This is a genomic window from Aliihoeflea sp. PC F10.4 (genome assembly GCF_054612275.1).
In genome coordinates this window covers 758,990-784,171 of the sequence record NZ_JBTSWH010000001.1, presented here as the reverse complement: position 1 = coordinate 784,171, position 25,182 = coordinate 758,990, and the positions used below count along the sequence as shown (strand labels likewise).

Below are 25,182 nucleotides of genomic sequence, written 5' to 3'. Positions count from 1 at the left end.
TCCTTGCTGATATCGCGGCAGACCTAACCGGAGTCGCGCGCGATGAACAGGCGTGCCTGAAAATCCCCTGCCGTTCAATTCTCGCCGATCTCGTCGAGCGCGGAGGTTGCGAACCGGCATGCCGCAAACGTATCGTTGGTTCCACAGGCGTTCTCGTAGGCGATCTTCGCCTTCTCGATGTCGCGAGGCGTCCCTTCCCCAAACCGATGAGCCTGTCCGAGCATGGCGCATCCCCACTCGCTATCTTCACCGCATGCCGTCTCAAACGTTCTGAAAAGGCAGGCGTTTCGGCCGCTCTCATCCATGGTGACGAACGGATCGTCCTCATATGAACCGTTACGAATTCCCGCGCCTCGATTCGTGCAGCCGGATGCATCGCCCAGCGAGCAGGCCCGCGTGAAAAGCTGCTGATGGTAGCGCCCGTCCTTATCGTCGTCGCTATCCTGCAATGCCAGAGCGAGCCCTAGACAAGCACCACCGGCTGACGATTGCGTGCAGCGTTGGTAGCAATGCATGGCATTTTGTTCGCAGACGAACTGATCGAGATCCTGATCCGGTACGATAATCCGCCAGATGGGCCGTTCGGATTCGAAAAGATCGGCCGGACATTGCGCGTATTGCTCGGCGAAAACGGGTTCGTTTTCCATCGCCTGCCGTACGTCCGCATAATCTGGGCCGTCCTGCGCCAGAACCGACGTGATCGCGAACAACTGAAGTATCATGACGGCAAGGCTGCGAAACATCGGCAAAATCTCCGGCTTTATCCTGCGAACGTCATAACGGAACCGAGGCGGGATGTCCCGCTCTTGCGCTACCGCAACATCGGCACGACTGACGCCGCAAGCAAAACGCCCATCGCGATGTTGAACCATTTGAGCCGCACCGGGTCCGCCAAAAACCCGCGCAGAGCCGTGCCGAATCCTGCCCATGTGGAAACGCTCGGAAAGTTGACGAGCGCGAAGGCGATCGCAACGAAGAACACCGAAAGATATGGCGCATCCGGCCGGGTGAAGAGCGCCATTCCCGTCACCGCCATGATCCACGCCTTCGGATTGACCCATTGGAACGCGGCAGCTTCCATGAAGGTCATCGGTCGGGCGCCTTCCGTCCTGTCGGAGGACATCGAGCGCGCCGTCGCGATTTTCCACGCCAGCCAGAGCAGATACGCGCCGCCGACCAGCTTGAGCACGACATGCAATTGCGGAAAGGCCGAAAACAACGCGCCCAGTCCGAAGCCGACACCCATCAGCAATGTGAAAAACCCGACGCCTATGCCACACATATGCGGGATGGTGCGGCGGAATCCGAAATTCACGCCCGAAGCCAGCAGCATGAAATTGTTCGGCCCCGGCGTGATCGACGAAACGAACGCGAAGGCGACCAACGCGAATGCGGTTTCCAATGTCATGATCCGATCCTTTCGATCGGCAAGGGCGCGCACCGAAGCGCACGCAACAATTCACTGAGCAAATTGAGAGGAAAAGCGGCCGGCGCTTCTACATGCCCTGCGGACCGCGGTTCATCGCCGCGACGCCCGTGCGACATACCTCGACCAGCCCGAGCGGCTTCATGATGGCGATGAACTGCTCGATCTTCGACACGCGCCCGGTGATCTCGAAAATGAAATGCTCGGTGTTCGCGTCGATCACGCTCGCGCGGAAGGCGTCGGCAAGACGAAGTGCCTCGACCCTGTCGTCGCCCGTTCCGGCAACCTTGACCAAAGCCAGTTCGCGCTCCAGCGGTCTGTCGTGGCCTAGTTCGTGCGCGATGACGGTCAAATCGTTGACCCGATGCACCGGCACGATGCGTTCGAGCTGGTGCTTGATCTGCTGCAACACATGCGGCGTGCCGCGCGTGACGATCGTAATGCGCGACAGATGCCGCTCGTGTTCCGTTTCCGAAACGGTCAGGCTGTCGATATTGTAGCCGCGCCCGGAAAAAAGGCCGATCACGCGGGCGAGCACGCCCGGTTCGTTGTCGACGAGGATCGAGAGTGTGTGTGTGACGGGCTTTTCTGTCTCGCTAGCGATGAAATAGGCGGAACCGGTCGGTTGAAGCTGGGCGTTCATTGGCTGAATCTCTTGATCAGGAAATCTGTCTATCTGGCTGGCGGAATCGTCTTTTCTCAGACCAGCGCCCTGCCCTTGGCGTCGATGGCATTCGCCACCGCCTCGTCCGTCGCCTCATCCGGCAGGAGCATCTCGTTATGCGCCTTGCCGGATGGGATCATCGGGAAGCAATTGGCCAGATTGGCGACGCGGCAATCGAAGATCACCGGCTTCTTCACGTCGATCATTTCCTGGATCGCATCATCGAGTTGCCCGGGCTTTTCACAGCGAATGCCGTGCGCGCCGAAGGCCTGAGCCATCAGGACGAAGTCCGGCATCGCCTCGGTGTAGGAATGGGACAGGCGGTTGCCATGCAAAAGCTGCTGCCACTGCCGCACCATACCCATATACTGGTTGTTCAGGATGAAGATCTTGATCGGCGCTTCGTATTGAACGGCGGCCGACATTTCCTGCATCGTCATCTGCACAGAAGCGTCGCCCGCAATGTCGATCACGAGCGCGTCGGGATGCGCGATCTGGACGCCGAGCGCCGCCGGCAGACCATAGCCCATCGTCCCGAGACCGCCAGACGTCATCCAGCGATTGGGATGGTCAAAGCCGAAATGCTGGGCCGCCCACATCTGGTGCTGGCCGACTTCGGTGGTGATGTAGGTCTCGCGCTCCTTCGTCAGTTCGTAAAGCCGCTGGATCGCATATTGCGGCATGATGACGTCGTCGTTCGGCCGGTAGGCGAGCGAATCGCGCGCGCGCCACTTTTCGATCTGTTCCCACCAGGGCCGCAGCGCAGCCTTGTCCGCGCGCACGGTCGCGCGCCACAGCCGCACCAGATCTTCGAGAACACGGCCGACATCACCGATGATCGGCACGTCGACGGGCACGTTCTTGTTGATCGAGGATGGGTCGATATCGATGTGGATTTTCTTCGAATTGGGCGAAAACGCATTGAGCCGCCCGGTGATGCGATCGTCGAAACGCGCGCCGATGCATAGCATGACGTCGCAATCGTGCATGGTCATATTGGCTTCGTAGGTGCCGTGCATGCCCAGCATTCCGAGCCAGTTCTTGCCCGATGCCGGATAGGCGCCGAGACCCATCAATGTGGACGTGATCGGAAAGTCCGTCAGATCGACCAGTTCGCGCAGCAGATGGCTGGCTTCCGCGCCCGAATTGATAACGCCGCCGCCCGAATAGATGACTGGCCGCTTCGCGTTGGCCAGCAACTCGACCGCCGCCTTGATCGCCTCCATGTCGCCCTGAACCGTCGGGTGATAGCTCGTGCGCGGCGCGGTTTGCGGCGGCGTATAGATACCCTTGGCGAACTGGATGTCCTTTGGAACATCGACAACGACGGGACCGGGGCGGCCGGTCGTCGCCACGTGAAAAGCCTCGTGCAGGATAGCCGCAAGCTCGTTGACGTCCTTCACCAGCCAGTTGTGCTTGGTGCAGGGACGGGTGATGCCGACTGTGTCGCATTCCTGAAACGCGTCGGAACCGATCAGCGGGGTGGGAACCTGCCCGCTGATGCACACGAGCGGGATGGAATCCATCAATGCGTCCTGAAGCGGAGTGACCGCGTTGGTCGCGCCCGGCCCGGACGTGACCAGCATGACGCCTGCTTTTCCCGTCGAGCGCGCGTAACCCTCGGCGGCATGCCCGGCACCCTGCTCGTGACGAACGAGGATGTGCTGGATATCGTCCTGCTGAAAGAGTTCGTCATAGATCGGCAGAACCGCACCGCCCGGATAGCCGAAGAGATGTTCGACGCCATTATCGCGTAGCGCCTGGACGACCATCTCCGCTCCGGTCATTTCCCGTCGTCCGCTATCGTGCCTGGCGCTGTTCATGGTTCTGGTCCGTCATCTGTTGCTGGCTTCTGGAAACAAAAAAGGCTCCCTTCGGGAGCCTGCCTTTGCGCATGGGGTGCTTTCGCCCGGCGGTTACACCGCCTTGCCCACGCGCCTTCCTACTACGAGAATGAGTGCTGTCTTGTTCATGGCGCGCACATTAGGCGCAGCACGAAACGACTGTCAATGCCTTTCACAGCGCAATTTCATTGCGCCCGATACTGTTTTTAACCGCCAATGAACCATCTGGCCGAACCCCCACTTAACCGGGACCGGCTAAGGTCCCGCTGTAATCGGGGACTACTTGCAATGTATGTTGAACGGACGGGGGCGCAGGGAGACGCAGTCAGTCAGGAGCGGCGTGATGCGCTGCAGCCGGATTCGCGCGTTCTTGGCCGCGTCGTCCAGTGCGATGGCGCGCGCGCGACGATAGCTGCGACAGCCGATGGCGCACAGTCGGCATCGGATGGTCTTTGGGCCGTTGGGCGCATGATCACGATCAATCTTGGCGCTGCCCGCACGGTCGGTCTGGTCTACGCGATCGAAACGCCGCATGGCGCATGGAAGAACGATGCCGACAACGCGCTGATCGTGCGCGTGGAACTCGTCGGCGAGGTGCGCGACGTTGCCAGCAAGCCCACCTTCGATCGCGGCATCACGATCTATCCGCATGTCGGCGCGATAGCCCATCGCATCCGCTCGCGCGATCTGGAAGCGGTCTACGACCTTGCCGGGCGGGCTGCCGTCTCGGTTGGCCGGTTGTCGCAGGACGAACAGATTTTCGCCCGCATCGCGATGGACACCACCTTAAGCCGCCATTTCGCCGTTCTGGGAACAACCGGTGTCGGCAAATCGAGCGCGGTCGCGCTACTGCTGCGCAAGGCGATCGAAGCCAACCCCGATCTGCGCGTCCTGATCCTCGATCCGCACAACGAGTTTCATTCAGCCTTCCCGCAACAATCGATCCGAATCGACACCAACTCGCTCGACATGCCCTTCTGGCTGTTTCGCCTCGAAGAGTTGTACGAAGTCCTGTTTCGTGGCCGCGAGCCCGTCGCCGAGGAAGTCGATCTTCTTCGCGACATGATCCCGATGGCGAAGAACCGGTACAATCGCCCGTCCGGCTCCGCTGCTCTCTTGCGGCGCGGCGTCGACGCCACGTCCGTTACCGCCGACACACCCGTCCCCTATCGCATGATCGACCTCCTCAAACTCATCGATGAGCGCACGGGTCTTCTGGAATCGAAGGCCGAACGGCCGCATTGCCGGGCGTTGCGGGCGCGTATCGAATCCGCGCTCGCCGATCCGCGCTACCGCTTCATGTTCGCGTCCCGGCTGATCGAGGACACGCTTCACGAAGCGATCGGCAAGATTTTCCGCATTCCGCATCATGGCAAGACCATCACCTGCTTCGAACTGGCCGGCCTTCCCTCCGAGGTGGTCAATTCGGTCTGCTCGGTGCTGTCTCGTCTTGCCTTCGATCTGGCCGCAGGCTCACAAGGCAAGCTCAAGCTTCTCGTCCTGTGCGAGGAGGCGCATCGGTATATGCCCGCCGACCACCGGCTTGGCTTCGCGCCCACGCGTCATGCCCTGTCGCGCATTGCCAAGGAGGGACGCAAATACGGTGCCTATCTCGGCGTCGTCACCCAGCGCCCTGGCGAACTGGACCCAACGGTCCTCTCGCAATGCTCGACCATCTTCGCGATGCGGCTCGCCAACGAGCGCGACCAGGACATCATCCGCTCGGCAATCGCGGACTCGTCGGCGTCCACCCTCGCCTTCCTGTCCTCCATGGGCCAACGCGAGGCGATCGCCTTCGGTGAAGGTGTCGCGACCACAATGCGCATGAAGTTCGAGACGTTGAAGCCGGATGAGTTGCCGGGCCGCGCCGTCGATACGAACGCTATCGATACAGCCAAAGGCGAATTGGACCTGCACGCGCTGGTCAGGGGACTGCGCGGCGACGTGCCTGTATTCGCAGCCGACGACTTTCCGGACAAGATCGGCGACGATCCTTTCGAACGACTGGCCGCCGCACTGGACGCGCCGCCGCCCGCCCTGCCGCGCTCCGGCACACGACGCTTTCCTGAGGATATGTCGCTCAGGCGCCTTTACGAGGATTGAGCGCCGTCAGGCGCAAACCCGGTTTCGACCAAGCCCCTTTGCCTGATAGAGCCGCTTGTCCGCACGGCGGTAAAGCGCGTCGCCCTTTTCAGTGCCGTCCCAGACGGCAAGACCGAGGCTTGCGGTCACCTTCAGCCGGACATTCCCGTTGACGACCGCCAGCGACGAGATCGCCTTGCGAACCCGTTCGGCAAAGGCAATCAGGCGCGCATCGTCCATATCGGCGGCCAGAATAGCGAACTCCTCGCCGCCTATACGTGCCACGACGTCATGGTAGCGCGTCAATTCGCGCAGGCAGCGCGCGACTTCCTTGAGGACCTTGTCGCCGATGTCATGACCATGGGTATCGTTGACGGACTTGAAATAATCGAGATCGATGATCATCAGGCCGACCGGCCGCTCGATCGGCCCGAACGCCGCGAGATATTCGCGCAGCGCCTCATCGAAAAACCGCCTGTTCTGCATCCCGGTCAAACCGTCGGTCAGCGCGGCATGTTCGAGCGTTTCGGAACGGGCGCTCAGTTTTTCGGTCATGGCGCGCAGCTTGCCATGCTCCTGCACCTGTTGGCGGATCAGCGGATAAATGAAAAAGGCACCGAAGAAGATCGCCATGGCCAGGAGCACGCTGATCGCGAAAAGCAGACGCGCGAGATAGCTGACCGGCAAGACGTCGACGACGCTACCACTGAGCGATTGTATCACCCCATAGGCATGAAACGCGGTCACGCTTGCTGCGATGACAACGGTGATGAAGACAAAAAAAGCCAGCTCGGTTTGGTGAAACCGCATGTAGTCCTCGACCTGAGACGGCTGCAAAATGGCGCATCTGTCCTTATCAGCCGTTAACGACTTCGGTCAGAAACGAATGATTTTGAAACAGAAATTCCGCATAAACAATTGATTTTATGATAAGATCTTAAATTACAGCATTTTCCGGAAAAAATTAATTTTCCGCAGTTTTGGACGACTTTGTCTGTTTCAGGCTAAAGCGGTTCCCAATCTGGCGTCAATTGATGACGAAACCACGTGTCCTGACGTTTGGCGTATTGCCGTGTCGCGGCCTTGGCGCGTTCGACGGCATCCACCAGTTGCGCCTTTCCTCCAAGAACATCGCCCAATTCTCGCACGCCGATCGCCTTCATGGCCGGCAGTGCGGGCGGCAAATCCATTGCAAGAAGTTCGCGAACCTCTTCCAGCGCACCGGCCGCGATCATCTGGTCGAAGCGCCGATCAATGTTGGTGCGTAGCAGTTCACGTTCGGGACGAAGAACGATCTTGCGAATGTCCTCTCCCTTTAAGAGGGGCGCGGAGCGGTCGCCCTGCCAGTCGACGATGGAGCGGCCGGATGAATCGAACACTTCGAGCGCACGAACGATGCGCTGACCGTCATTCGGGCGCAGCCGTCCGGCGGCAATCGGATCACGCTCAGCAAGTTGACGATGAAGCGCTTCGGCCCCGTCCTCGACCAACGCCCCACGCCATTTTTTCCGTGTCACCTCGTCGATATCCGGCATCTCGGACAAGCCTTCGGTGAGGGCGCGGAAGTAGAGCCCCGTTCCACCGACGAAAACGCGCGGGCGACTGTCCGTTTCGAGCGCATCGACATCACGCACCCACTGCGCGACCGAATAGGCGACGGACGGTGCCACATGCCCGAAGAGACAATGCGGAATGGCCTCTTCATCGGTAGCATCCGGTCGCGCGGTCAAAACCCGCAGAACCGAATAGACCTGCATCGAATCGGCATTGACGATAACGCCGCCGATCTCGCGTGCGATGTCCATCGCCAGCCGCGACTTGCCGCTGGCGGTCGGCCCCGCTATCAGAACCGCATTCTTCACACGTGCCCCGCCTGTTCTGGAAAGTCTGCCATGTCGTTCGTTGCCGTCCTGATCTCCAATCCGGCTCGCCCGGCGGTAACTGTCGAACTGGCCAATACGGCGTCGCAGACCCTCAACGCAAGCGCTCCGGTCCGTTGGCTTAACGCTGAAGTGGCCTGCGAGATCGACCTGCCTGCCGATATTGCACCTGATGCCGCGCTGATGGCGTTGCGCTCGCTTTTGGGCGACGTTCCCGTCGATGTTGCCGTGGTCAGGACTTCCGGACGCCGAAAATCGATCCTGATCGCGGACATGGATTCGACCATGATCGATCAGGAATGCATCGATGAACTGGCAGATATGGTCGGCATCAAGGACCACGTTGCCACCATTACCGCACGTGCAATGAATGGCGAAATCGCATTCGAACCCGCCTTGCGCGAGCGGGTCGCTCTCTTGCGCGATCTCGACGTCACCGTCATCGACCAGGTCATTGCCGAGCGCATCACGCTGGCGGCGGGTGGGCGCGAACTGGTTGCGACGATGAACGCCAATGGCGCGACGAGCGCACTCGTTTCGGGTGGCTTCGAAAGCTTCACGAGCCGCGTTGCGGAAAAGCTCGGCTTCCACGAACACCGCGCGAATACACTCTTGGTCGCGGATGGAAAGCTGACGGGCAATGTCGCCGAGCCTATCCTCGGGAAAGAAGCGAAGGCTGTTGCCTTGAACGAGCTCGTCGCCAGCCGGAACGTCGGCACCGACGATGTCATCGCCGTCGGGGACGGTGCCAACGATCTCGACATGATCCGCATTGCCGGCATGGGCGTCGCGCTTCACGCCAAGCCGGCGGTCGCGGCGCAGGCTGGAATCCGCATCGACCATGCCGACCTCACCGCCCTTCTCTATCTGCAAGGCTACCGGCACGTGGAATTCGTTGCATGATCCTCGAAACAGAGCGCCTGATCCTGCGCAACTGGACCGATGCGGACCGTGAAACGTTCCATCGTCTGAGTTCGGACGAGCGTATCATGCGTTTCTTTCCGTTCCGCCGCACACGTGCGGAGGCCGATGCGGTGATGGACCGCGTCGCTGCCGGATACGAACAGGAGGGTTTCGGATTTGGCGCTGTCGAGTTGAAGGAAACCGGCGAGCCGATCGCATTTCTCGGCCTCAATCGCGTTACCGATCTGTCGCCGATCCTAAACGGCGCCGTCGAGATCGGTTGGCGGCTGGTGCCCGAACATCAGGGGCGAGGCTACGTCACCGAAGCCGCCCATGCGTGGGCGAAATTCGGCTTTGAAAGCCTTCATCTGGAGGAAATCGTCGCGTTTGCCGTCCCGCAAAACGCACCGTCGATTGCCGTCATGAAGAGGCTGGGCATGACAGCCGATCCGTCGCGAGATTTCGATCATCCGCGTGTGCCGGACGAACATGCGGCCCTGAGGCCGCATGTCGTCTATTCGCTCAAACCGGAAGCGCTCAGTCGATCCGAAGCGTGACGAAGCGCAGCTCGCCTGTCGGGGATGCAAGCATCAACAGAGCGTTGCGCCGGCCCTGCTCGCGCAACGTGTCGATTCGCGCCTGAACGTCCTCGGGCGTCGAAACGGCTTCCTGCGCGATCTCGGTAATGACTTCACCGGCAGCGATATTGCGCTCGGCGGCTTGCGTGTCCATCCCGACATCCATGACGACGACGCCCGAAACGCCATCGCCGATGCCGAATTCGCCGCGCGTCGTCTCGTCGAGCGTCGCGAGCGTCATGCCGAGTACCTCGACTTCCTCGACCGCGACATCACTGTCCTCGTCGCCGTCGTCCGGCGTTTCGACCCCGCCCTGCGCCATGTTTTCGCTGTCTTCCAGGCGACCCAAGGTCACGCTCACCGTCTGTTCCTCGCCGCGGCGCACGATCACCACGTCGACCTCGTCGCCAACCGGCGTCTCGGCGACGATACGCGGCAGATCGCGCATCTGACGGATGGAACGGCCGTTGAAGGAAAGGATCACGTCGCCCGGCTGGATGGTGCCGTCGTCGACCGGACCGCCCTCGATGACGCCTGCGACGAGCGCACCCGACGTACCGGTCATGCCAAGGCTTTCGGCAATATCGTCGGTAACAGGCTGGATGCGTACGCCGAGCCAGCCCCGACGCGTTTCGCCATATTCGCGCAGCTGGTTGATGACGTTCACCGCCATCTGCGACGGGATGGAAAAGCCGATGCCGATCGAGCCGCCCGACGGCGATATGATCGCCGTGTTGATGCCGATGACCTTGCCGTACATATCGAAGAGCGGGCCGCCCGAATTGCCTCGGTTGATCGCGGCATCCGTCTGGATGAAATCGTCATAGCGGCCCGCATTGATGTCGCGGCCGCGCGCCGAGACGATGCCGATCGTCACCGATCCGCCAAGGCCGAATGGATTGCCGACCGCCATGACCCAGTCGCCGATCCGGATTTCCTGCGAATCGCCGAATTCGACCGCTGTCAGTTCACGGGCATCGGGATCGATCTTAAGCACTGCCAGATCGGTTTCCGGGTCCGCGCCGATCAATTCGGCCGAGAGGGTCCCGCCATCGGCGAAATTAACCTCGATCTGGTCCGCATCCGCGATCACGTGATTGTTGGTGATGACGATGCCTTCAACCGCGTCGATGACGAAACCGGAGCCGAGCGACTGCATCGGCCGGGCCGACGGTCCGCCTTCCTGCTGCTGATTGAAGAACTCGTCGAAGAATTCCTGGAACGGCGACCCCTCTGGCAGTTGCGGCACCGGCACGTTGCGCTGTCCGCGACGCGCGGCAGGCGCGCTTTGCGAGGTCGAGATGTTGACGACGGCGTCGAGCAACCCTTCGGCGAGATCGGCAACCGAGGCCGGTCCCTGCTGGCGCGGCTGCGCGCTGCCGGCTTCCGGCTGGGCCTGTGCGAAAGCCTGCGTTCCGGGCGTGGCAAGCCCCGTCAATCCAAGCGCCGCGATGGATACGCCAACGGCAAGTTTGCGGCGGATCGAGATTTTGATGGTCATCAGGCAGTTTCTCCCAGAGCGCGTTGTGCTGCGCATTGATCCGGCCAATTGCGGCGCGTTTGCGGCCTTGGTCAGCCCTTCACGAACCAGACGAGGCCGACACCGGCCACCATCGCAATGAGACCGGCGAAGCGCAAGGTGCTCTCCGGAAGCTCGATTATTTGTGAAGCCATGCGTTTGGCGAAGGCTGGCATGCCGCCATAAAGAAAGCCCTCGATCACGAGAACGAGACCGAGGGCCGTCAGGAACTCCGACACTACAACAACCTCAAGGCTGCGTCGCGCCGGTCGTCAGGTTTGCGCCGGCCGCCGGAGGCGTCGGCTGCGGCTGGGCCGGGTTCTGCACCTGCGGGACGCGACCTGCCGCGCTACCGAAGAAGCGGAAGAACTCCGAATCCGGCGACAGCACCATGGTCGTCGCGTCACCGTTCAGCGCGTTCGTATAGGCGGTCATCGAGCGATAGAACTCGAAGAACTCCGGATCGCGCGTGAAGGCTTCGGCGAAGATCGAGTTACGCTCGGCTTCACCCTCGCCTCGCAGGATTTCCGATTCGCGGCGCGCATCGGCGACGATTTCGACCACCTCGCGGTCGGCGCGAGCACGGATGCGCTGGGCAGCCTCACGGCCACGGGCACGCAGACGCTCCGCCTCGGCCAGACGTTCTGCGCGCATGCGCTCATAGGTCTGCTGCGAAACTTCGGCGGTCAAATCCGTACGGCGAATGCGTACATCGGTGATCTCGAGGCCGAGCGACGTCGCGTCTGGACGAAGCTGGTCGCGCACTTCGCGCATCATCGAGGAACGCTCGTCCGAAAGCGCCGCTTCGAAGCCACGCAGACCGTAGACCCGGCGCAGCGATGCGTCGAGACGGGTACGAAGCCGCTGTTCGGCAAGCGGAACGCTGCCCGACACCGCCTGGCGGAAGCGCCGCGCATCGGCGATACGGTAGGCGATGAAGGCGTCGACCTCGTAGAAACGGCCGCCCGAAACCTGAACGCGAATGTCGTCTAGGTCGAAGCGCATGACGCGATCTTCGATAAACTGCACGTTGTCGGCCTCGGCAAAGCCGAAGGGCAGCTTGAAGTAGAGGCCCGGCTCGGTCTTCACGTCGACGATCTCACCGAAGCGCAGCACGATTGCCTGCTGGCGCTCGTTGACCACGAAGAACGAGGACCAGGCGAGAATGAGAAGCGCCAGAACGACGATGGCGATGATTGGAAGACGATTGGCCATCAGTTAGCCCCTCCCTGGGTCGATGCGGTGGTCGAATTGCGGCGCGCGTCGAGTTCGGGCAGCGGCAGATAGGGAACGACGCCCTGCGCACCGTTGGTGCCCTGCTCCACGATCACCTTGTTGGACGTGCGCAACACGCCTTCCATCGTTTCGATGAAGAGACGCGAACGCGTCACGTCGGGCGCCTTGGCGTATTCGTCATAGACGGACACGAAGCGCTGCGCCTCGCCTCGTGCTTCCTGCACGACACGGTTCTGATAGGCGGCCGCTTCTTCACGAACCTGCGCGGCCTCGCCTCGTGCGGCACCGAGTTGCTGGTTGGAATACTGGTTCGATTCCTCGACGAAGCGGTCTTCGTCCTGCTCGGCACGCTGAACTTCCTCGAAAGCGTCGGCCACTTCACGCGGCGGCGCTGCGTCTTCGATTGAAATCGCGTTGATGGCGATGCCGGCACCGTAATCGCTTACGGACGAATCCATGATCTCGCGAACTTCTTCGGCGATGCCCTGGCGATCGTCGCGGAAAATGTCCTGGGCGGGCCGTCGGCCGACAACCTCGCGCATCGCGCTTTCGGCCACCTGCCGCAGCATGTCGTCCGGCGCGGCGACGTTGAACAGATACTGGGCCGGATCGGCGACCTGATAGGCAACCGAGAACCTGACATCGACGATATTCTGGTCACCCGAAAGCATCAGTCCGGTCGAGGAGCCACCGGAACGCGGCTCGCCGATCTGGATCAGTTGTTCGGCAACGGTTGCCTTTTCGACGGTTTCGACCGGCCACCAGTGGAAATGCAGGCCCGGCTCGGAAATCTCGGCCTTGGGCTTGCCGAATCTGAGCTCGACCGCCAGTTCGTCTGGCTGCACGGTGTAGATCGACTGAAACAGCCAAAGCGCCCCAAGCGCAACGACGCCAATGCCGATCATGGCCGGGCTCACACCGCCGCCACCGCCACCGGGAAACGCCTGCTTCAGGCGATCCTGTCCGCGCCGGATAATGTCTTCGAGATCCGGCGGCGTACCTTGCGGGCCGTTGTTCGGACCACGCGGGCCATTACCCCATGGACCGCCACCGCCGCCATTATTGCCGCCGCCGCCCCACGGGCCGCCATTGCCGCCACTTTGATTGTTCCAGGGCATGAACTTCCTCTTGTTCTGGAATTGTCAACGTTGCGGCGGAACCTCCGACGCTAACCAACGTTACAAAGCGTTATAGGGGTGTAATCTAGCCGTTTCAACGCAAGGCTTTGCGATATCGGCTTTCAGCGTCCGATGGTCGCGGACCTGCGACTGTAAACGACATACCTTGTCGCATGTGAATCCCGTTCCCCGGCCGGAACGTCTTCGCAAGCCCCCTCTTCCCAGACCTCGGGATTTATCGGGGGAAAGAAGGTGTCACCTTCGATGTTCGCGAGGATATGAGTCACATGGAGAACATCTGCGAACGCCATCGTTTCCGCGAAAATCTGCCCGCCGCCGATCACGCAGATTTCATCCGGGCTTTCGCTCGCCGCGAATGACAGCGCGTCTTGCAGCGAGGCGGCCCGCACGGCACCGTCAGCGTCGAAATCATCGCGCCGCGTGATCACGATATTGGTTCGGCCCGGTAATGGGCGCTTGGGAAAGCTTTCCCACGTCTTGCGTCCCATCACGATCGGCTTGCCGAGCGTCAGCGCTTTGAACCGCTTCAAATCCGTGGAGAGCCGCCACGGAAGATCGCCATCGCGGCCGATGACGCCGTTTTGCGATATCGCGACATAGATGCCGATCGGCGGATGCGTTCTGTCCTGCATCAAACTGCGATCGGAGCCTTGATGGACGGCTCGGCGACATATCCTTCCAGCCGGAAATCCTCGAACCGGAAATCGTAAAGGCTCGTCACGTCCGGGTTCAGATGCATCACTGGCAGGGCATGCGCCTTGCGGGTCAATTGCTCATGCGCCTGATTAAAATGGTTCGAGTAAAGATGCGCGTCACCCAGCGTGTGGATGAAATCGCCGGCCTTCAGCCCGGTCACCTGCGCGATCATCATGGTCAAAAGCGCGTAGGACGCGATGTTGAACGGCACGCCAAGGAAAATGTCAGCCGAGCGCTGGTAGAGTTGGCACGAAAGCCGCCCGTTCGCGACATGGAACTGGAACATGCAATGGCAGGGCGGCAGCGCCATCTGGTCGACTTCGGCCGGGTTCCAGGCCGACACGATGAGGCGGCGCGAGTTCGGATTGGTCTTGATCTGATTGACCAGATTGTCGAGCTGGTCGATCGATCCGCCGTCGGGCTTCGGCCAGGATCGCCATTGCTTACCGTAAACCGGGCCGAGTTCTCCGTTCTCATCCGCCCACTCGTCCCAGATCGTAACGCCGTTCTCATTGAGATACCGGACGTTCGTGTCACCCGCGACGAACCACAAAAGCTCGTGGATGATCGATTTCAGATGCAACTTCTTGGTCGTCAGGACCGGAAAGCCGCCCTCCAGATCGAACCGCATCTGGTGACCGAAGACGCCGCGCGTTCCGGTCCCGGTGCGGTCACCCCGATCCACGCCGTTTTCGAGTACGTGGCGAAGCAGGTCGAGATATTGCCGGTCGACATGGTTTTCGGGCGTATCCACTCGCTGCAGCATCGATCTCTCCGGCTCTTTCATCAGCCGATACCCGATTCTGTCATGTCACACCAATGCGCGAGCGAAATCTCACGGCAAGGCGGCAATCGTTCTTCACGCTATCCACTTTATGCCTGTGCAAAAGCCCCTACAAGCTGTGCACAAATTGTGGAACGAGCAAGGACAATATCAGTTCAGAGCCTCCAGCCGGCCGAGTTGTTTGGCAACCAGATAGTAGAACGTCACGCGGCGCTTGTCCGTGTCGGCCGCCATCGCGAGCGCGGCCATGTCGATGGCCATGCCGGCTTTATCTGCGTCTGCGCAGCCAAGCTTTTTTGCGCACCATTTTTCGCGCACGCGAACGGCCTGCTTTTCTTCGTGCGGATCGATGTGAACAGAGCGCGGGTTTTTAAGCGCGACACCGAGATATTTGATGATCCTCTCGACGGCTTCGGCGTCCGCCGTCGGATCGTAGCGACGGATATCAGCGAGATGATCGTCCATCATCCCTCCCTGTAACGACCGCCCCCTTTCGCTGACTGACCGCGTCGCGCGTTTCTGTCAAGCCGGCTGAAGGCTTGCCAAGGGATAAGGAAAAACCTATCTGTGAATTGCCGTCCTTGTGGCGGCTATGGTGCTAAACCGACTGTGCAATAGATGGACCGGACGCGGTTTCGAAACCGCCACCTCCACCAGGAACCCGCAAGGGGCTCCGCCTTCGGCGGGCTGCTGATGGGGGTGAAATGGGATCGACGGACGTTGAAAGACAGTACGCTGTACCCGGCATGGTACCACCGTCATCGGGCTACAATAGTAGTTGCAAACGACAACTATGCGGAAGCACGTCTCGCAGCGTAAGCTGTGCGATCGCTTCAAATTAAGCCCTAGGGGTTCGCACTTCTAGGCGGGGTTCGGAGGTACCTGGCAACAGAAACCTCCACTTTCTCCCCTCCCGACTTCTTTCCCGATCGCACGCCCCTTTTGCGCGCAAGCTGCGCCTGCGCGGCTTTGAATCCGTTTCTTCAGAAAGACAGATAAATGCTTTCCGTGAATCGTTTTTTCGTTCTGACCGGTGGTCCCGGCTCAGGCAAGACCACGTTGGCCGAGGCTCTCGGGCCGAGCGGCTTTCATGTCATGCCCGAGGCAGGCCGCGCAGTCATCCGGGACCGCCAGGCGGCAGGCTTTCCTCCGCGCGGCGAAAACCCGGTTCACTTTGCCGAACTTATGCTTGAGCGCGACCTCACGAATTTCGAAGAGGCAAGAATTCTGACAGGTCCGGTGTTTTTCGACCGGGGCCTGCCCGATCTCATCGGCTATTTGCGTCTGATGGGAGAAGACATCCCGTCTCACCTGATGGATGCGGCAAGGCATCGCCGCTACAACCGCATCGTCTTCCTTGCCCCGCATTGGCCGCAGATTTACGCGACCGACGCACAGCGGGACCAATCCCCAGACGAGGCGTTGCGAACATGTGCGTGCATTGCCGCAGCGTATCGCGAACTGGGCTACGAGACCGTCGAACTGCCGCGCACCGACGTTGCGGGCCGTGTCGCATTTGTCCAGCATATGATCGCTGATGCCGCACATCGAAGCTGAATCCGGTTTACGTCCGCATCAAGCTTGACTACACCATGAGCGAAACGATTCAGGACACGCAGTCGAACAATGGCCGAAGACCTCATCCGCTACGACATTCTGGCGCAGGAAGCCCTGCGCGGCGTCATGCGCAAGGTACTCAGCGAAGTTTCGAAGACGGGCCTGCCGGGAAACCATCATTTCTTCATCACCTTCCACACGCGCGCTCCCGGCGTGCGCATTTCCAGCCGCCTTCGCGAACGCTATCCGGACCAGATGACCATCGTGGTCCAGTTCCAGTATTGGGATCTGAAGGTGACCGACAGCGGCTTCGAGGTCGGCCTGTCTTTCGCCGACGTGCCGGAAAAGCTTGAAATCCCGTTCTCGGCGGTGCGCGGCTTTTACGATCCGTCGGTCAATTTCGAGCTGGAATTCGACGTTCGAGCCGAGGAAGACGAGGCCGAAGAGGCAACCGATCTGCCGGTCGAAACCGTGACAGATTTGAAGCCGGTCCCCGCGCCCGCAAAAAAAACGGCTGCGAAAAAGACCGAGAAGATCGAACTCGCGTCCAAAGACGACGAGGCCGCGGGCGAAAAGACGCCCGACAATACCGGCGCACAGGTCGTCTCCCTCGATTCCTTCCGCAAGAAGTAACGGCCCCGGAATGGGTGAAATCGTCAACCTTCGCATGGCGCGCAAGCGCATGAAGCGGAAGGATGATGAAACACGCGCTGACGAAAACCGACGCCGCCACGGCCGCACCAGGCTTGAAAAGGAACTGGAGCGGCGCGAGGCTGAATCACGCGCATCGCGTCTCGACGCGCATCGTCTCGACCGTGACGACGAAAAATGAGCGGCGTCACCAAACGCTCCTTGTCGATACGCGGCCACAGCACCAGCATTTCGCTCGAAGACGCATTCTTTGAGGAACTGAACCGGATTGCTGCTGAACGCTCGCTGTCCTTTGCGGCGCTGGTATCTATCGTCGACGAGGCGCGCGACCGGCGAACGAACCTGTCATCGGCCCTGCGGCTTTTCGTGCTCGACGACTTGAAGCGTCATTCTGCCTGAACATCACGGCTGCATCTGGAAAGGCGGCGCGTCATTGCCGAGCAGCCCTTCGATGGTAAGGTTGCCGGGCTGGAAGGGGTCGGAAGGCGGCACTTCGGGTGTGGGTTGCTCGATACTCTCCAGAGTTTCGTTCTGGCGCAAAAACTCCTCGACGTCGAACCGCAGCCTGTCGGTATTTGGCCGGGCAGCCTCCTCAGCCCTTTGCCGTTCATCCTCGGCCGCCCGGCGCGCTTCCTCGGCCTCTGCAGCCTCCCGCGCGTTGCGGGCAGCTTCGGCCCGCAGCCAGGCCTCCGCTTCCTCGCGGCGGCGCTCCTCGATGCGTTGCAGGCGTGCGCTCTCCAGCGCCGCATAGTAGCGATTTTCCCGGCGCAGCCTTTGCCCTTCGAGCAGCCCCGCCTGCATCGCCTCGACACGCGCCTGTTCGATTTCCAGCGCGCGCTGGATCAGAAACTGGGCGAGCGGCTGCGTATCGAAACGCACGCTCGGATTGCTCGGCGGACCATCGAGCAGAATGCGCACGGACGGCGACGAACCGACGAGTTCCTCGTTACCCGCATCATAAGCCATCAGGGCATCGACAAAGACGCGACCTTCTGAAAGGTCGGCGCGCAAATCAACGGTCAGATCGGCATCCGCGCCGGACAGGCTGATCGGCGGCGCGCGCAACTGGCCGCCTGCAATCGACAGCGCGACCTGCCCCGGCGTGGCTTCGAACCGGCCTTGCGAGATGATGTCTGGAGCGAACCCGGCGGTGCGCGCCTCGTCGATATCGCGGCCGATCCGGTCTGCCTCGGCGATCAGGGCTGGAAATGCGCCGCCGTCCAGCCCCTCGACGGTGATTTGCGGAACGGTCAGGCTCGCCGTGCCCGAAAGCGCGTTTGCCATCGAACCCAGCGTTCGCCCGCTCGCCGCAACGACGCTCGAAAAATCGAAGCGCCCATCGAGGGCCGGCTGGCCGAGTGCATCGGCAAGCGATGCATCCGAGAGCGAGAACTGCGCGGACAAAAGTCCCGTCCCGCCATTGTTCGAAAGCTCGGCAAAACCACGTAACGCACCGCCTGCAAACTGTGCCGTCATATCGTTGAGGCGAAGGCCGTCGCTGCCGTAGCGAATTTCCCCGTTCACGTCCCGCAGCACCTCGGGGCCGATGGTTGCGCGCAATGCGGACAATGAGATGTTGGCCGCGAAGAGATCGCTCGCGCTGGCGGCGAATGGGTGCTCGGCATCTGCGGTCGCATCCTCACCAAGAACGAGCGACGCCAGCCAATCGAGATCGATCTCCGGTACATCGAGCGATCCCGAAACATGAGGACGCCCATCCCGCATTTCGACATTGAGATCGCCGTTCACCGCCTGATCGAGCGCCGATCCGCCAAGGCCGGAAAGGACGGTCAGCCCGTCCTGAAAATCGAACCCTGCGCGAAGATCGAGCGGCAGCCCCGCCGTCATTGCCGGCAGGGACACTCCGGCCGTTGCCAGCCACCCGGAGAGATCGTCCGCGACAAGCGCCGTCGAACCGACAAGCTCCGGTCCCTTTGGACCAAGCCGCACGGTCCCGTCGAAAAGCGCGTCCAGACCGTCCCCGCGCAGGCGAAGGCTGGTTGCCGCCTCGCGGTACAATTCACCGGAAACGCGGGCAGTCACTTCGGCCGGACCGACAAAGCCGAGCGGCAGCCCCGGCAGGCCGGCAAGGGCATAGAGCGCCGCCGGCTCGTCGTTGCGCAGCGAAACATTCGCCTCGATAGGCAGTTCGGTCAAAAGGCGGTTCGTGCGCGGCGTGGTGAGATTTGCCTGAAACGTCGATCCGCCGAATTCGCCTTCGGCGGTAAAGGTGCCGCCCTCGCCCGGCAGCGCACTTGCAACGACATCGATCCGGGTATCTTCGAGGAGGCCCGGATAAAGATCGGCGCGCTCGGCAAGTCCAGCAAGGATTACGCTTTGCGGTAGTCGGCGCGACAGGTCGGCAACGAGCGGTGCAAGATCTACCGCGATCACCGACGCATCGATATGGCCGGACGGCTCGCTTCCAAGGCCGCGAAGCGAAGCCGTGGCGCTGACATTCGCGCCCGCAAGGTCGGTGATCGCGAGCCTGTCCACCTCGACCTGGCCGTCGCGAAGACGCACAGCCGTGTCGAGCGTGCCGGCGACAAGCCCGTCGAACTCCACCGGTCCGGCCTTGAGATCGATGTCGACGTCTCGCTCTTCCAGCCGCGCTGCGCCCTCACGGTCGACGAACAAAGATGCGAAGGCCTGCATGGCCGGAAGATCGAGCCGATCTCCATCGAGCGCAACGCGCAGCGACGGACGCATGTCGGCCGGCGTGGCGCTGTCGATCTCGCCCCGGAAAACGGCCCCGCCAAGCGCCAGTTCAAGTTCGCGGAAGGACTGGCGCTCGCGCGATAAAGCGACGTTGGCGCTGAACCCGCCGGGCGGCAGGCGGCGCACGGTGTCGTCCACGTCGCGGGCCAGCCACGCAGCGAAGCCCGAAGGCTGGTTGACCGCGAGAAGCAATTCGCCGCTGAAGCCCAGTTCGCCCTGCGTGACGAGACTGCCCCTCGCCTCGATGGTCGAACGGCCCGGCAATGTCGCGCGCAGATCGTTGACCTGCCATCCCGTATCGGCAGGCTCGGCGTTCAGCCGTAAATCGCGGATCATCGTGTCGCCAGCGACGAGCGCTGGAAGGTTCACCTCCACGGTTCCCGGTATCGTCGGCCTCGGCAAGGCGCCCAGAACGCGCTCGACCGTCGCCAGCCGCGTTTCAAAACTTGCGGTTCCCGCCTCGTCCGCCTCATCGAGGCGAATCTGCGCACCGTCCGCTACGACGAGAAAGCGCGGCTCGGCACCGAAATCGAGCGAACCGTGCCCACTTGCGACATACGGGTCTTCAGCCGGCCCGGTCTGGTAGGTGAACTCGGAAATTTCGAGCCTGTCGGCGTCCATCTCGAATTGCCCGGAGACCCGGTGACCGGGTGATTGCTGGCCCTGCCCGTTCCCGCTTTCGGCTGCCGCGAGTTCCGAGCGGAACTGGCCCGAATAAACGGCTTTTTCACCCGAAACGGTCACCGCTCCATCCGTTTCCACCTGAAACAGCGAGCCGGAAGGTGAAGCACGCACGCGAACGCGCATCGAGCCATCCGTGTAAGTCCCGGTCGAAATCGCCAGCGACGTCGCGACACCGTCGATCGATCCGGTTCCGTCGAGCCGCCAAGGCCCGGCCAGCGTCTGCGCCGAAACACGCGCGTCTATATCGGAAATGCGGTGCTCGCGCCCGCTCAGCCCGTGCAAAAGCCGAACTTCGCCATCGGCGACCGAGATGTTTTCCAGCGTAACCTGTCCGCCAGGAAACCCGCTATCGTCCCTTGCGGGCCAGTCAATATGCCCGTTGGCGTCGAGCGCGATTGTCATCACCGGCCGTTCGAGCCGCATGTCGAAGATCAGGATTTCGCCGCGCAGGAAGGGTGCCAATTCGGCGTCCATCCCGAACGTGTCGACATGGACGGCAGGCGCGCCATCGGGACCTCCGGCGACGGTCACATCAGCGAACGTGACCGATGGAAACGGCAAAAGCCGGGCGCTGGCCGCCCCCTCCACCGTGACCTCGCGCCCCAATATCCGGCTGGCCTCGCGCTCGAAATCGGCACGATAGGAGGTCCAGTCGATGAAATACGGGGCCACCAGCGCCACCGATAGCGCCAGGACCAACAAGCCGCCGATGAAGACGAACAGACGTGCCAGCGATCAGCTCCAGATCATGAATCGTGCATTTGACGGGTAGGATTACCCTGTCGGCGCAGATCGATACAGGGGCAAATCGAAACGCTGCTTCACGAATGCGCGGGAGGGAGGATTTTCCCCGGATTCATGATGTTGTTCGGGTCGAGCGCCGCCTTGATCGCGCGCATATAGTCGAGCCCTGCCCCGTGTTCCTTCTCAAGATAGCCAATCTTGCCCTGCCCGACGCCATGCTCGCCGGTGCATGTGCCGTCCATGCCGATCGCGCGCATGTTGAGCCGGCCGACGAAGGATTCGGCACGTTCGACCTCGTCGCGGTCGTCCGTATCGATCATGATCTGAACGTGAAAATTGCCGTCGCCGACATGGCCGACTATCGGCGCGACGAAGCCGTTCGCCGCGATGTCCGCCTCCGTCTCGGTGATGCAGTCGGCAAGGCGCGAGATCGGAACGCAGACATCGGTGATGAGCGCGTTAGCGCCCGGACGAAGCGCCATCCCGGCCCAATAGGCGTTGTGCCGCGCCTTCCACAGTTTTGCTCGTTCCTCGGCGACGTTGGTCCATAAAAACGGCCCACCGCCGAACTCGTCGGCGATTTCGCCGAAGCTTTGCGCCTGTTCGGCCACGCCGTTCTCCGAGCCGTGAAATTCGAGGAAAAGGCACGGGCTTTCCGCGTAGTCCAGTTGCGAATAGGCGTTGAGAGAGCGCATGCCGAGCGCATTGACCAGTTCGATGCGCGCGACCGGAATGCCCATCTGGATCGTCGCGATGACCGCCTGGCACGCCGCCTCGATGCTCGGAAACTGGCAGACCCCGCCGGAGACCGCCTGCGGGATGCCGTAAAGCTTCAAATTGAGTTCGGTGATGATGCCGAGCGTGCCTTCCGCGCCGATCAAAAGCCGCGTCAGGTCATATCCGGCAGACGATTTCCGCGCGCGCCGCGCAGTCTGCATCACGCGCCCATCCGCCATCACCGCACGCAGCGAAATCACATTGTCGCGCATCGTACCATAGCGCACGGCGTTGGTTCCCGACGCGCGCGTCGACGCCATGCCGCCAAGGCTCGCATTCGCGCCCGGATCGATCGGAAAGAAAAGGCCTGTGTCGCGCAGATAGGCGTTGAGGTCTTCACGCGTTACGCCCGGTTCGATCACGCAGTCCAGATCTTCGGCGTGGACCGCGACAATGCGATTCATGCGCGACAGGTCGAGCGAGATGCCGCCGCCCGGCGCGTTGACATGCCCTTCGAGCGACGTGCCCGTGCCGAACGCGATGATCGGCACGCGATTGGCCGCGCAAAGTCGCACGGCCTCCTGCACCTCCGCTTCATTCTCGGCGAAAAAGACGCCGTCGGGAAGCTGGGAGGGAATGTAGCTCGTCGTGTGCGAGTGCTGCCGGCGAATGGCCTCGCCGGTCTGGAAACGATCCCCGAAGCGCGCGGCAAGCTTTGCGACGGTGACTTCGATCCCGGTTTCGTTGCGTTCGATATCGATCAGTTCCGCCAGCGCCATCTCGTTCCTCCGGTCAATGTGGACCACTGCTTCCCGATTCTGTAACGCTATCCAGCCAACCTGCAAAACGCTTTCGATGGGAAGCATGCGTATCAAAGGAGAGAAGCAGAATGTCGATACCGGCCCCGCTCGTGTCCCGAACCATGGAAATCGAAAAGGATTGGATCGACTATAACGGCCATCTCAACATGGCCTACTACAACGTCCTGTTCGACCGGGCGGCCGACGAGGCGTTCGAGATGCTGGGCATGGGTCCGCGCTATGCTGAAGAGCGCAAGCTGACGACCTATACGGCCGAAGTCCACGTCTGTTACGTGCGCGAACTGCATCTAAGTCATCAGGTGAACGCCACGTTCCACCTTCTCGATTTCGACGAAAAACGGTTCCACTATTTTCAGGAACTGCATCATGTCGACGGCTGGCTGGCCGCGACATCGGAATCACTGACGCTTCATGTCGACATGACCGGCCCCAAGGTCGCGCTTTTTCCGGACGATATTCTGACGAATCTCAAAGGCATGCGCTCCGCCCACGCCGCCCTGCCGAAGCCGGAGCGCGCCGGCCGCTCGATCGGCATCAAGCGCAAAGGCTGACGATCAACGCTCGCACAATTGCCGGGCGCCGCCATAGGGTTGATAGCTACAATCGGACGCGCGAAATGAGCGATAGGCTTGCGCGCAAGCCTGCACGTTGCATGCCTGCGCGACGGTTCCGGCCTCAGTGTCGCTGTCCGAACGCGCCAGCGCGTCCATCGTGGTTCCCTCGATAAAGGCCTTCCAGATTTCGGCCGGCAGCGAACCGCCCGTCACGCCCTGCATCGGCGTGTCGTCGTCATTGCCAACCCAGACGCCGACGACGAGATTTTGAGTAAACCCGACGAAAAGCGCGTCACGGTAGTTCTGACTGGTTCCGGTCTTGCCGGCGGCAAATCCGTCGATCCGCGCGGCCTGCCCGGTCCCCTGCTCCACCACCATGCTCAAGAGGCGGATCATCTCGTCCTGAAACGGCGAGATGTCGATGTCCGGCTGCCGCGTCTGACCTATACGAAATGCCTGGCCCGTCTCTGCGGCGCGAAATCCGTCGATACCCCAAGGCTCCACCGGTGCGACGCCGGCAAGGATCGAAGCATACGCGCCCGTCAGGTCCAGAAGCGTGACCTCGGATGCGCCGAGCGCCAGCGCGGGCGTTTCGGTCAGTTCCGCGTCGATGCCCAGATCATGCGCCGCTGCGGCGACGTGGGTGAGGCCGACTTCCTGCGCAAGCACGACCGTTGCCGCGTTGAGCGAACGCACGAACGCCTCGTAGATCGGCACCAGACCGTAATAGCGACCGCCGAAATTCTCCGGCGTCCATCCGTTGATGGTGATCGGCTCGTCCGGCACCAGCGCGCGGGGATCAATGCCCGCCTGAAGCGCCGCGAAGAGAACGAAGGTCTTGAAGGTCGAGCCGGGTTGACGGCGCGCATCGACCGCCCGGTTGAAGCTGTTCTGGCGATAGTCGCGGCCACCGACCATCGCCAGAACGGCTCCATCTGGGCCGAGCGCCACGAGCGCGGCCTGCAGGCCCTCCGCCCGTTCGCCTGCCCCGTCCAGCACCTCGCGCACGACTCGGTCCGCGACGGCCTGCAATTGCGGTTCGATCGTCGTCGAGACGGTGATCGTGCCGCGATAGTCGGCGGCAATCTCGCGCGCCTCGCGCATCGCCCAGTCGGCGAACCAGCTTCCCGAGCGTGCGGCCGGCCGGCTCGGCTGCAACTGCGCGTAAGCGTCTTTCGCCGCTTGGGCTTCTTCCTCTGTGATCTTGCCGTTGGCCGCCATCGCGTCGAGGACGACGCGCGCCCGCTCTTCCGCCCGGTCGGCGTTTGCGATCGGGTTCAGCACGGACGGAGCGATGATCAGCCCGGCGATCGTCGCGGATTCGGCCAGATCGAGTTCGCCCGGTTCCTTGTCGTAGTAAATCCGCGCAGCCGCCGGCACGCCTGTCGCACCTGCGCCAAGATAGATATTGTTCAAATAGCGCGTCAGGACTTCGTCCTTGCCGAGACGCCGTTCGAGCCAGAGCGCGATGACGAGTTCCTGAATCTTGCGCCTGTAGGTCCGGTCGCGCTCCAGATACGAAATCTTGATGAGCTGCTGGGTGATCGTCGAGCCGCCCTGCACCACCTCGCCCGCATCGAGATTGCGCACGAATGCGCGCGCGATGCCGCGCCAGTCGATGCCCCAATGCTGGTAGAAACGCCGGTCCTCTATGCTCAAAACCGCATCGATCAGATGCTGCGGAAACGCATCGAGCGGCGTGTACGCGCCCTGATACGGACCTTCCTGAACGAGCGGCGTGCCGTCCGCACTTTCAAGAACGACGACCGGCGCAATGGTGCCGTCTGCGATCTCGTCCCATGGAACGTCGCGCAAGGCCCATGCCATCACGCCTGCGACGACCACGCAGCCAAGAACGAACAGCGCTGCCGCTGCCGCGAGGATGCGCCGTCGCCAGCTCCATCGGCGGATGTCGAATTTTCGCGAGCCGGACGAATCGTCGTCGTTACGCTCGGCAGTGCCGCTGTTTTCCATGTCCACTCGCG

24 protein-coding genes and 1 other RNA gene are annotated in these 25,182 nt (G+C 61.8%); 9 read left to right on the top strand and 16 right to left on the bottom strand.

Features of this window, described 5'->3' with window-relative positions:
* Positions 1–74 precede the first annotated feature (74 nt).
* From ACX82Z_RS03825 to ACX82Z_RS03810, 4 genes are all read right to left on the bottom strand, one after another.
* On the bottom strand, positions 75–743 hold the full coding sequence (locus ACX82Z_RS03825) for an SEL1-like repeat protein (protein WP_459586824.1): 669 nt from the start codon (positions 741–743) through the stop codon (positions 75–77).
* A gap of 68 nt (positions 744–811) precedes the next feature.
* Complete coding sequence (locus ACX82Z_RS03820; RefSeq protein ID WP_459586823.1) at positions 812–1,408, bottom strand: LysE family translocator; 597 nt, start codon at positions 1,406–1,408, stop codon at positions 812–814.
* A gap of 88 nt (positions 1,409–1,496) precedes the next feature.
* Positions 1,497–2,069: an acetolactate synthase small subunit gene (ilvN, locus tag ACX82Z_RS03815; RefSeq protein WP_459586821.1), complete on the bottom strand. Its 573-nt coding sequence runs from the start codon at positions 2,067–2,069 to the stop codon at positions 1,497–1,499.
* 56 nt (positions 2,070–2,125) lie between these two features.
* Positions 2,126–3,913, bottom strand: a complete 1,788-nt coding sequence (locus ACX82Z_RS03810; protein WP_459586820.1) for an acetolactate synthase 3 large subunit — start codon at positions 3,911–3,913, stop codon at positions 2,126–2,128.
* 309 nt (positions 3,914–4,222) lie between these two features.
* On the opposite strand from ACX82Z_RS03810, the gene ACX82Z_RS03805 reads away from it, so the two are divergent.
* On the top strand, positions 4,223–6,037 hold the full coding sequence (locus ACX82Z_RS03805) for an ATP-binding protein (RefSeq protein WP_459586819.1): 1,815 nt from the start codon (positions 4,223–4,225) through the stop codon (positions 6,035–6,037).
* Positions 6,038–6,043: 6 nt separating this feature from the next.
* Here ACX82Z_RS03805 and ACX82Z_RS03800 read toward each other — a convergent pair whose 3' ends face one another.
* Both ACX82Z_RS03800 and miaA read right to left on the bottom strand, forming a co-directional pair.
* A complete protein-coding gene (locus tag ACX82Z_RS03800; RefSeq protein ID WP_459586818.1) occupies positions 6,044–6,826 on the bottom strand; it encodes a GGDEF domain-containing protein in 783 nt (260 codons plus the stop codon).
* A gap of 194 nt (positions 6,827–7,020) precedes the next feature.
* Entirely contained in the window at positions 7,021–7,878 is an 858-nt protein-coding gene (gene miaA, locus ACX82Z_RS03795; protein WP_459586817.1) for a tRNA (adenosine(37)-N6)-dimethylallyltransferase MiaA, read from the bottom strand.
* 30 nt (positions 7,879–7,908) lie between these two features.
* On the opposite strand from miaA, the gene serB reads away from it, so the two are divergent.
* Positions 7,909–8,799, top strand: coding sequence for a phosphoserine phosphatase SerB (gene serB / locus ACX82Z_RS03790; protein ID WP_459586816.1), 891 nt, complete (start codon positions 7,909–7,911; stop codon positions 8,797–8,799).
* Positions 8,796–9,356 (top strand): GNAT family N-acetyltransferase, encoded by a 561-nt coding sequence (locus ACX82Z_RS03785; protein ID WP_459586815.1) that lies wholly within the window; start codon positions 8,796–8,798, stop codon positions 9,354–9,356. Before serB ends, ACX82Z_RS03785 begins: the two co-directional genes overlap by 4 nt.
* Here the strand turns inward: ACX82Z_RS03785 and ACX82Z_RS03780 are convergent.
* The 7 genes from ACX82Z_RS03780 to ACX82Z_RS03750 all read right to left on the bottom strand — a co-directional run bounded on the left by ACX82Z_RS03780 (position 9,337) and on the right by ACX82Z_RS03750 (position 15,216).
* On the bottom strand, positions 9,337–10,878 hold the full coding sequence (locus tag ACX82Z_RS03780) for a Do family serine endopeptidase (RefSeq protein ID WP_459586814.1): 1,542 nt from the start codon (positions 10,876–10,878) through the stop codon (positions 9,337–9,339). The genes ACX82Z_RS03785 and ACX82Z_RS03780 overlap by 20 nt on opposite strands.
* 71 nt (positions 10,879–10,949) lie before the next feature.
* Complete coding sequence (locus ACX82Z_RS03775) at positions 10,950–11,135, bottom strand: DUF2065 domain-containing protein (protein ID WP_459586813.1); 186 nt, start codon at positions 11,133–11,135, stop codon at positions 10,950–10,952.
* Positions 11,136–11,145: 10 nt separating this feature from the next.
* Complete coding sequence (gene hflC / locus ACX82Z_RS03770; RefSeq protein ID WP_459586812.1) at positions 11,146–12,111, bottom strand: protease modulator HflC; 966 nt, start codon at positions 12,109–12,111, stop codon at positions 11,146–11,148.
* Complete coding sequence (hflK, locus tag ACX82Z_RS03765; protein WP_459586811.1) at positions 12,111–13,250, bottom strand: FtsH protease activity modulator HflK; 1,140 nt, start codon at positions 13,248–13,250, stop codon at positions 12,111–12,113. The genes hflC and hflK overlap by 1 nt, the downstream gene beginning before the upstream one ends.
* Positions 13,251–13,372: 122 nt before the next feature.
* On the bottom strand, positions 13,373–13,903 hold the full coding sequence (locus tag ACX82Z_RS03760) for a dihydrofolate reductase (protein ID WP_459586810.1): 531 nt from the start codon (positions 13,901–13,903) through the stop codon (positions 13,373–13,375).
* A complete protein-coding gene (locus tag ACX82Z_RS03755; RefSeq protein WP_459586809.1) occupies positions 13,903–14,733 on the bottom strand; it encodes a thymidylate synthase in 831 nt (276 codons plus the stop codon). Before ACX82Z_RS03755 ends, ACX82Z_RS03760 begins: the two co-directional genes overlap by 1 nt.
* A 168-nt stretch (positions 14,734–14,901) precedes the next feature.
* Positions 14,902–15,216: a DUF2853 family protein gene (locus ACX82Z_RS03750; RefSeq protein ID WP_459586808.1), complete on the bottom strand. Its 315-nt coding sequence runs from the start codon at positions 15,214–15,216 to the stop codon at positions 14,902–14,904.
* A 70-nt stretch (positions 15,217–15,286) separates the two neighbouring features.
* On the opposite strand from ACX82Z_RS03750, the gene ssrA reads away from it, so the two are divergent.
* The 5 genes from ssrA (at position 15,287) to ACX82Z_RS03725 (ending at position 17,358) form a co-directional block, all read left to right on the top strand.
* Positions 15,287–15,654, top strand: a transfer-messenger RNA (tmRNA) gene (gene ssrA / locus ACX82Z_RS03745).
* A 96-nt stretch (positions 15,655–15,750) separates the two neighbouring features.
* The gene (locus ACX82Z_RS03740) at positions 15,751–16,308 is read left to right on the top strand and encodes an AAA family ATPase (protein WP_459586807.1); all 558 of its coding nucleotides are present in this window, start codon (positions 15,751–15,753) and stop codon (positions 16,306–16,308) included.
* A 69-nt stretch (positions 16,309–16,377) separates the two neighbouring features.
* Entirely contained in the window at positions 16,378–16,941 is a 564-nt protein-coding gene (locus ACX82Z_RS03735; RefSeq protein WP_459586806.1) for an SspB family protein, read from the top strand.
* A 10-nt stretch (positions 16,942–16,951) separates the two neighbouring features.
* Entirely contained in the window at positions 16,952–17,140 is a 189-nt protein-coding gene (locus ACX82Z_RS03730) for a DUF4169 family protein (protein WP_459586805.1), read from the top strand.
* Complete coding sequence (locus ACX82Z_RS03725) at positions 17,137–17,358, top strand: ribbon-helix-helix domain-containing protein (protein WP_459586804.1); 222 nt, start codon at positions 17,137–17,139, stop codon at positions 17,356–17,358. The genes ACX82Z_RS03730 and ACX82Z_RS03725 overlap by 4 nt, the downstream gene beginning before the upstream one ends.
* A 3-nt stretch (positions 17,359–17,361) precedes the next feature.
* Here the strand turns inward: ACX82Z_RS03725 and ACX82Z_RS03720 are convergent, their stop codons facing one another.
* Together ACX82Z_RS03720 and ACX82Z_RS03715 are read right to left on the bottom strand one after the other, a co-directional pair.
* Positions 17,362–21,072, bottom strand: a complete 3,711-nt coding sequence (locus tag ACX82Z_RS03720) for an AsmA family protein (protein WP_459911610.1) — start codon at positions 21,070–21,072, stop codon at positions 17,362–17,364.
* 110 nt (positions 21,073–21,182) lie between these two features.
* Positions 21,183–22,601 (bottom strand): FAD-binding oxidoreductase, encoded by a 1,419-nt coding sequence (locus ACX82Z_RS03715; protein WP_459586803.1) that lies wholly within the window; start codon positions 22,599–22,601, stop codon positions 21,183–21,185.
* A 110-nt stretch (positions 22,602–22,711) separates the two neighbouring features.
* Here ACX82Z_RS03715 and ACX82Z_RS03710 point away from each other — a divergent pair, with 110 nt between their 5' ends.
* On the top strand, positions 22,712–23,194 hold the full coding sequence (locus ACX82Z_RS03710) for a thioesterase family protein (protein ID WP_459586802.1): 483 nt from the start codon (positions 22,712–22,714) through the stop codon (positions 23,192–23,194).
* Positions 23,195–23,197: 3 nt separating this feature from the next.
* Here ACX82Z_RS03710 and ACX82Z_RS03705 read toward each other — a convergent pair whose 3' ends face one another.
* Positions 23,198–25,171, bottom strand: a complete 1,974-nt coding sequence (locus ACX82Z_RS03705; protein ID WP_459586801.1) for a PBP1A family penicillin-binding protein — start codon at positions 25,169–25,171, stop codon at positions 23,198–23,200.
* Positions 25,172–25,182: the final 11 nt, after the last annotated feature.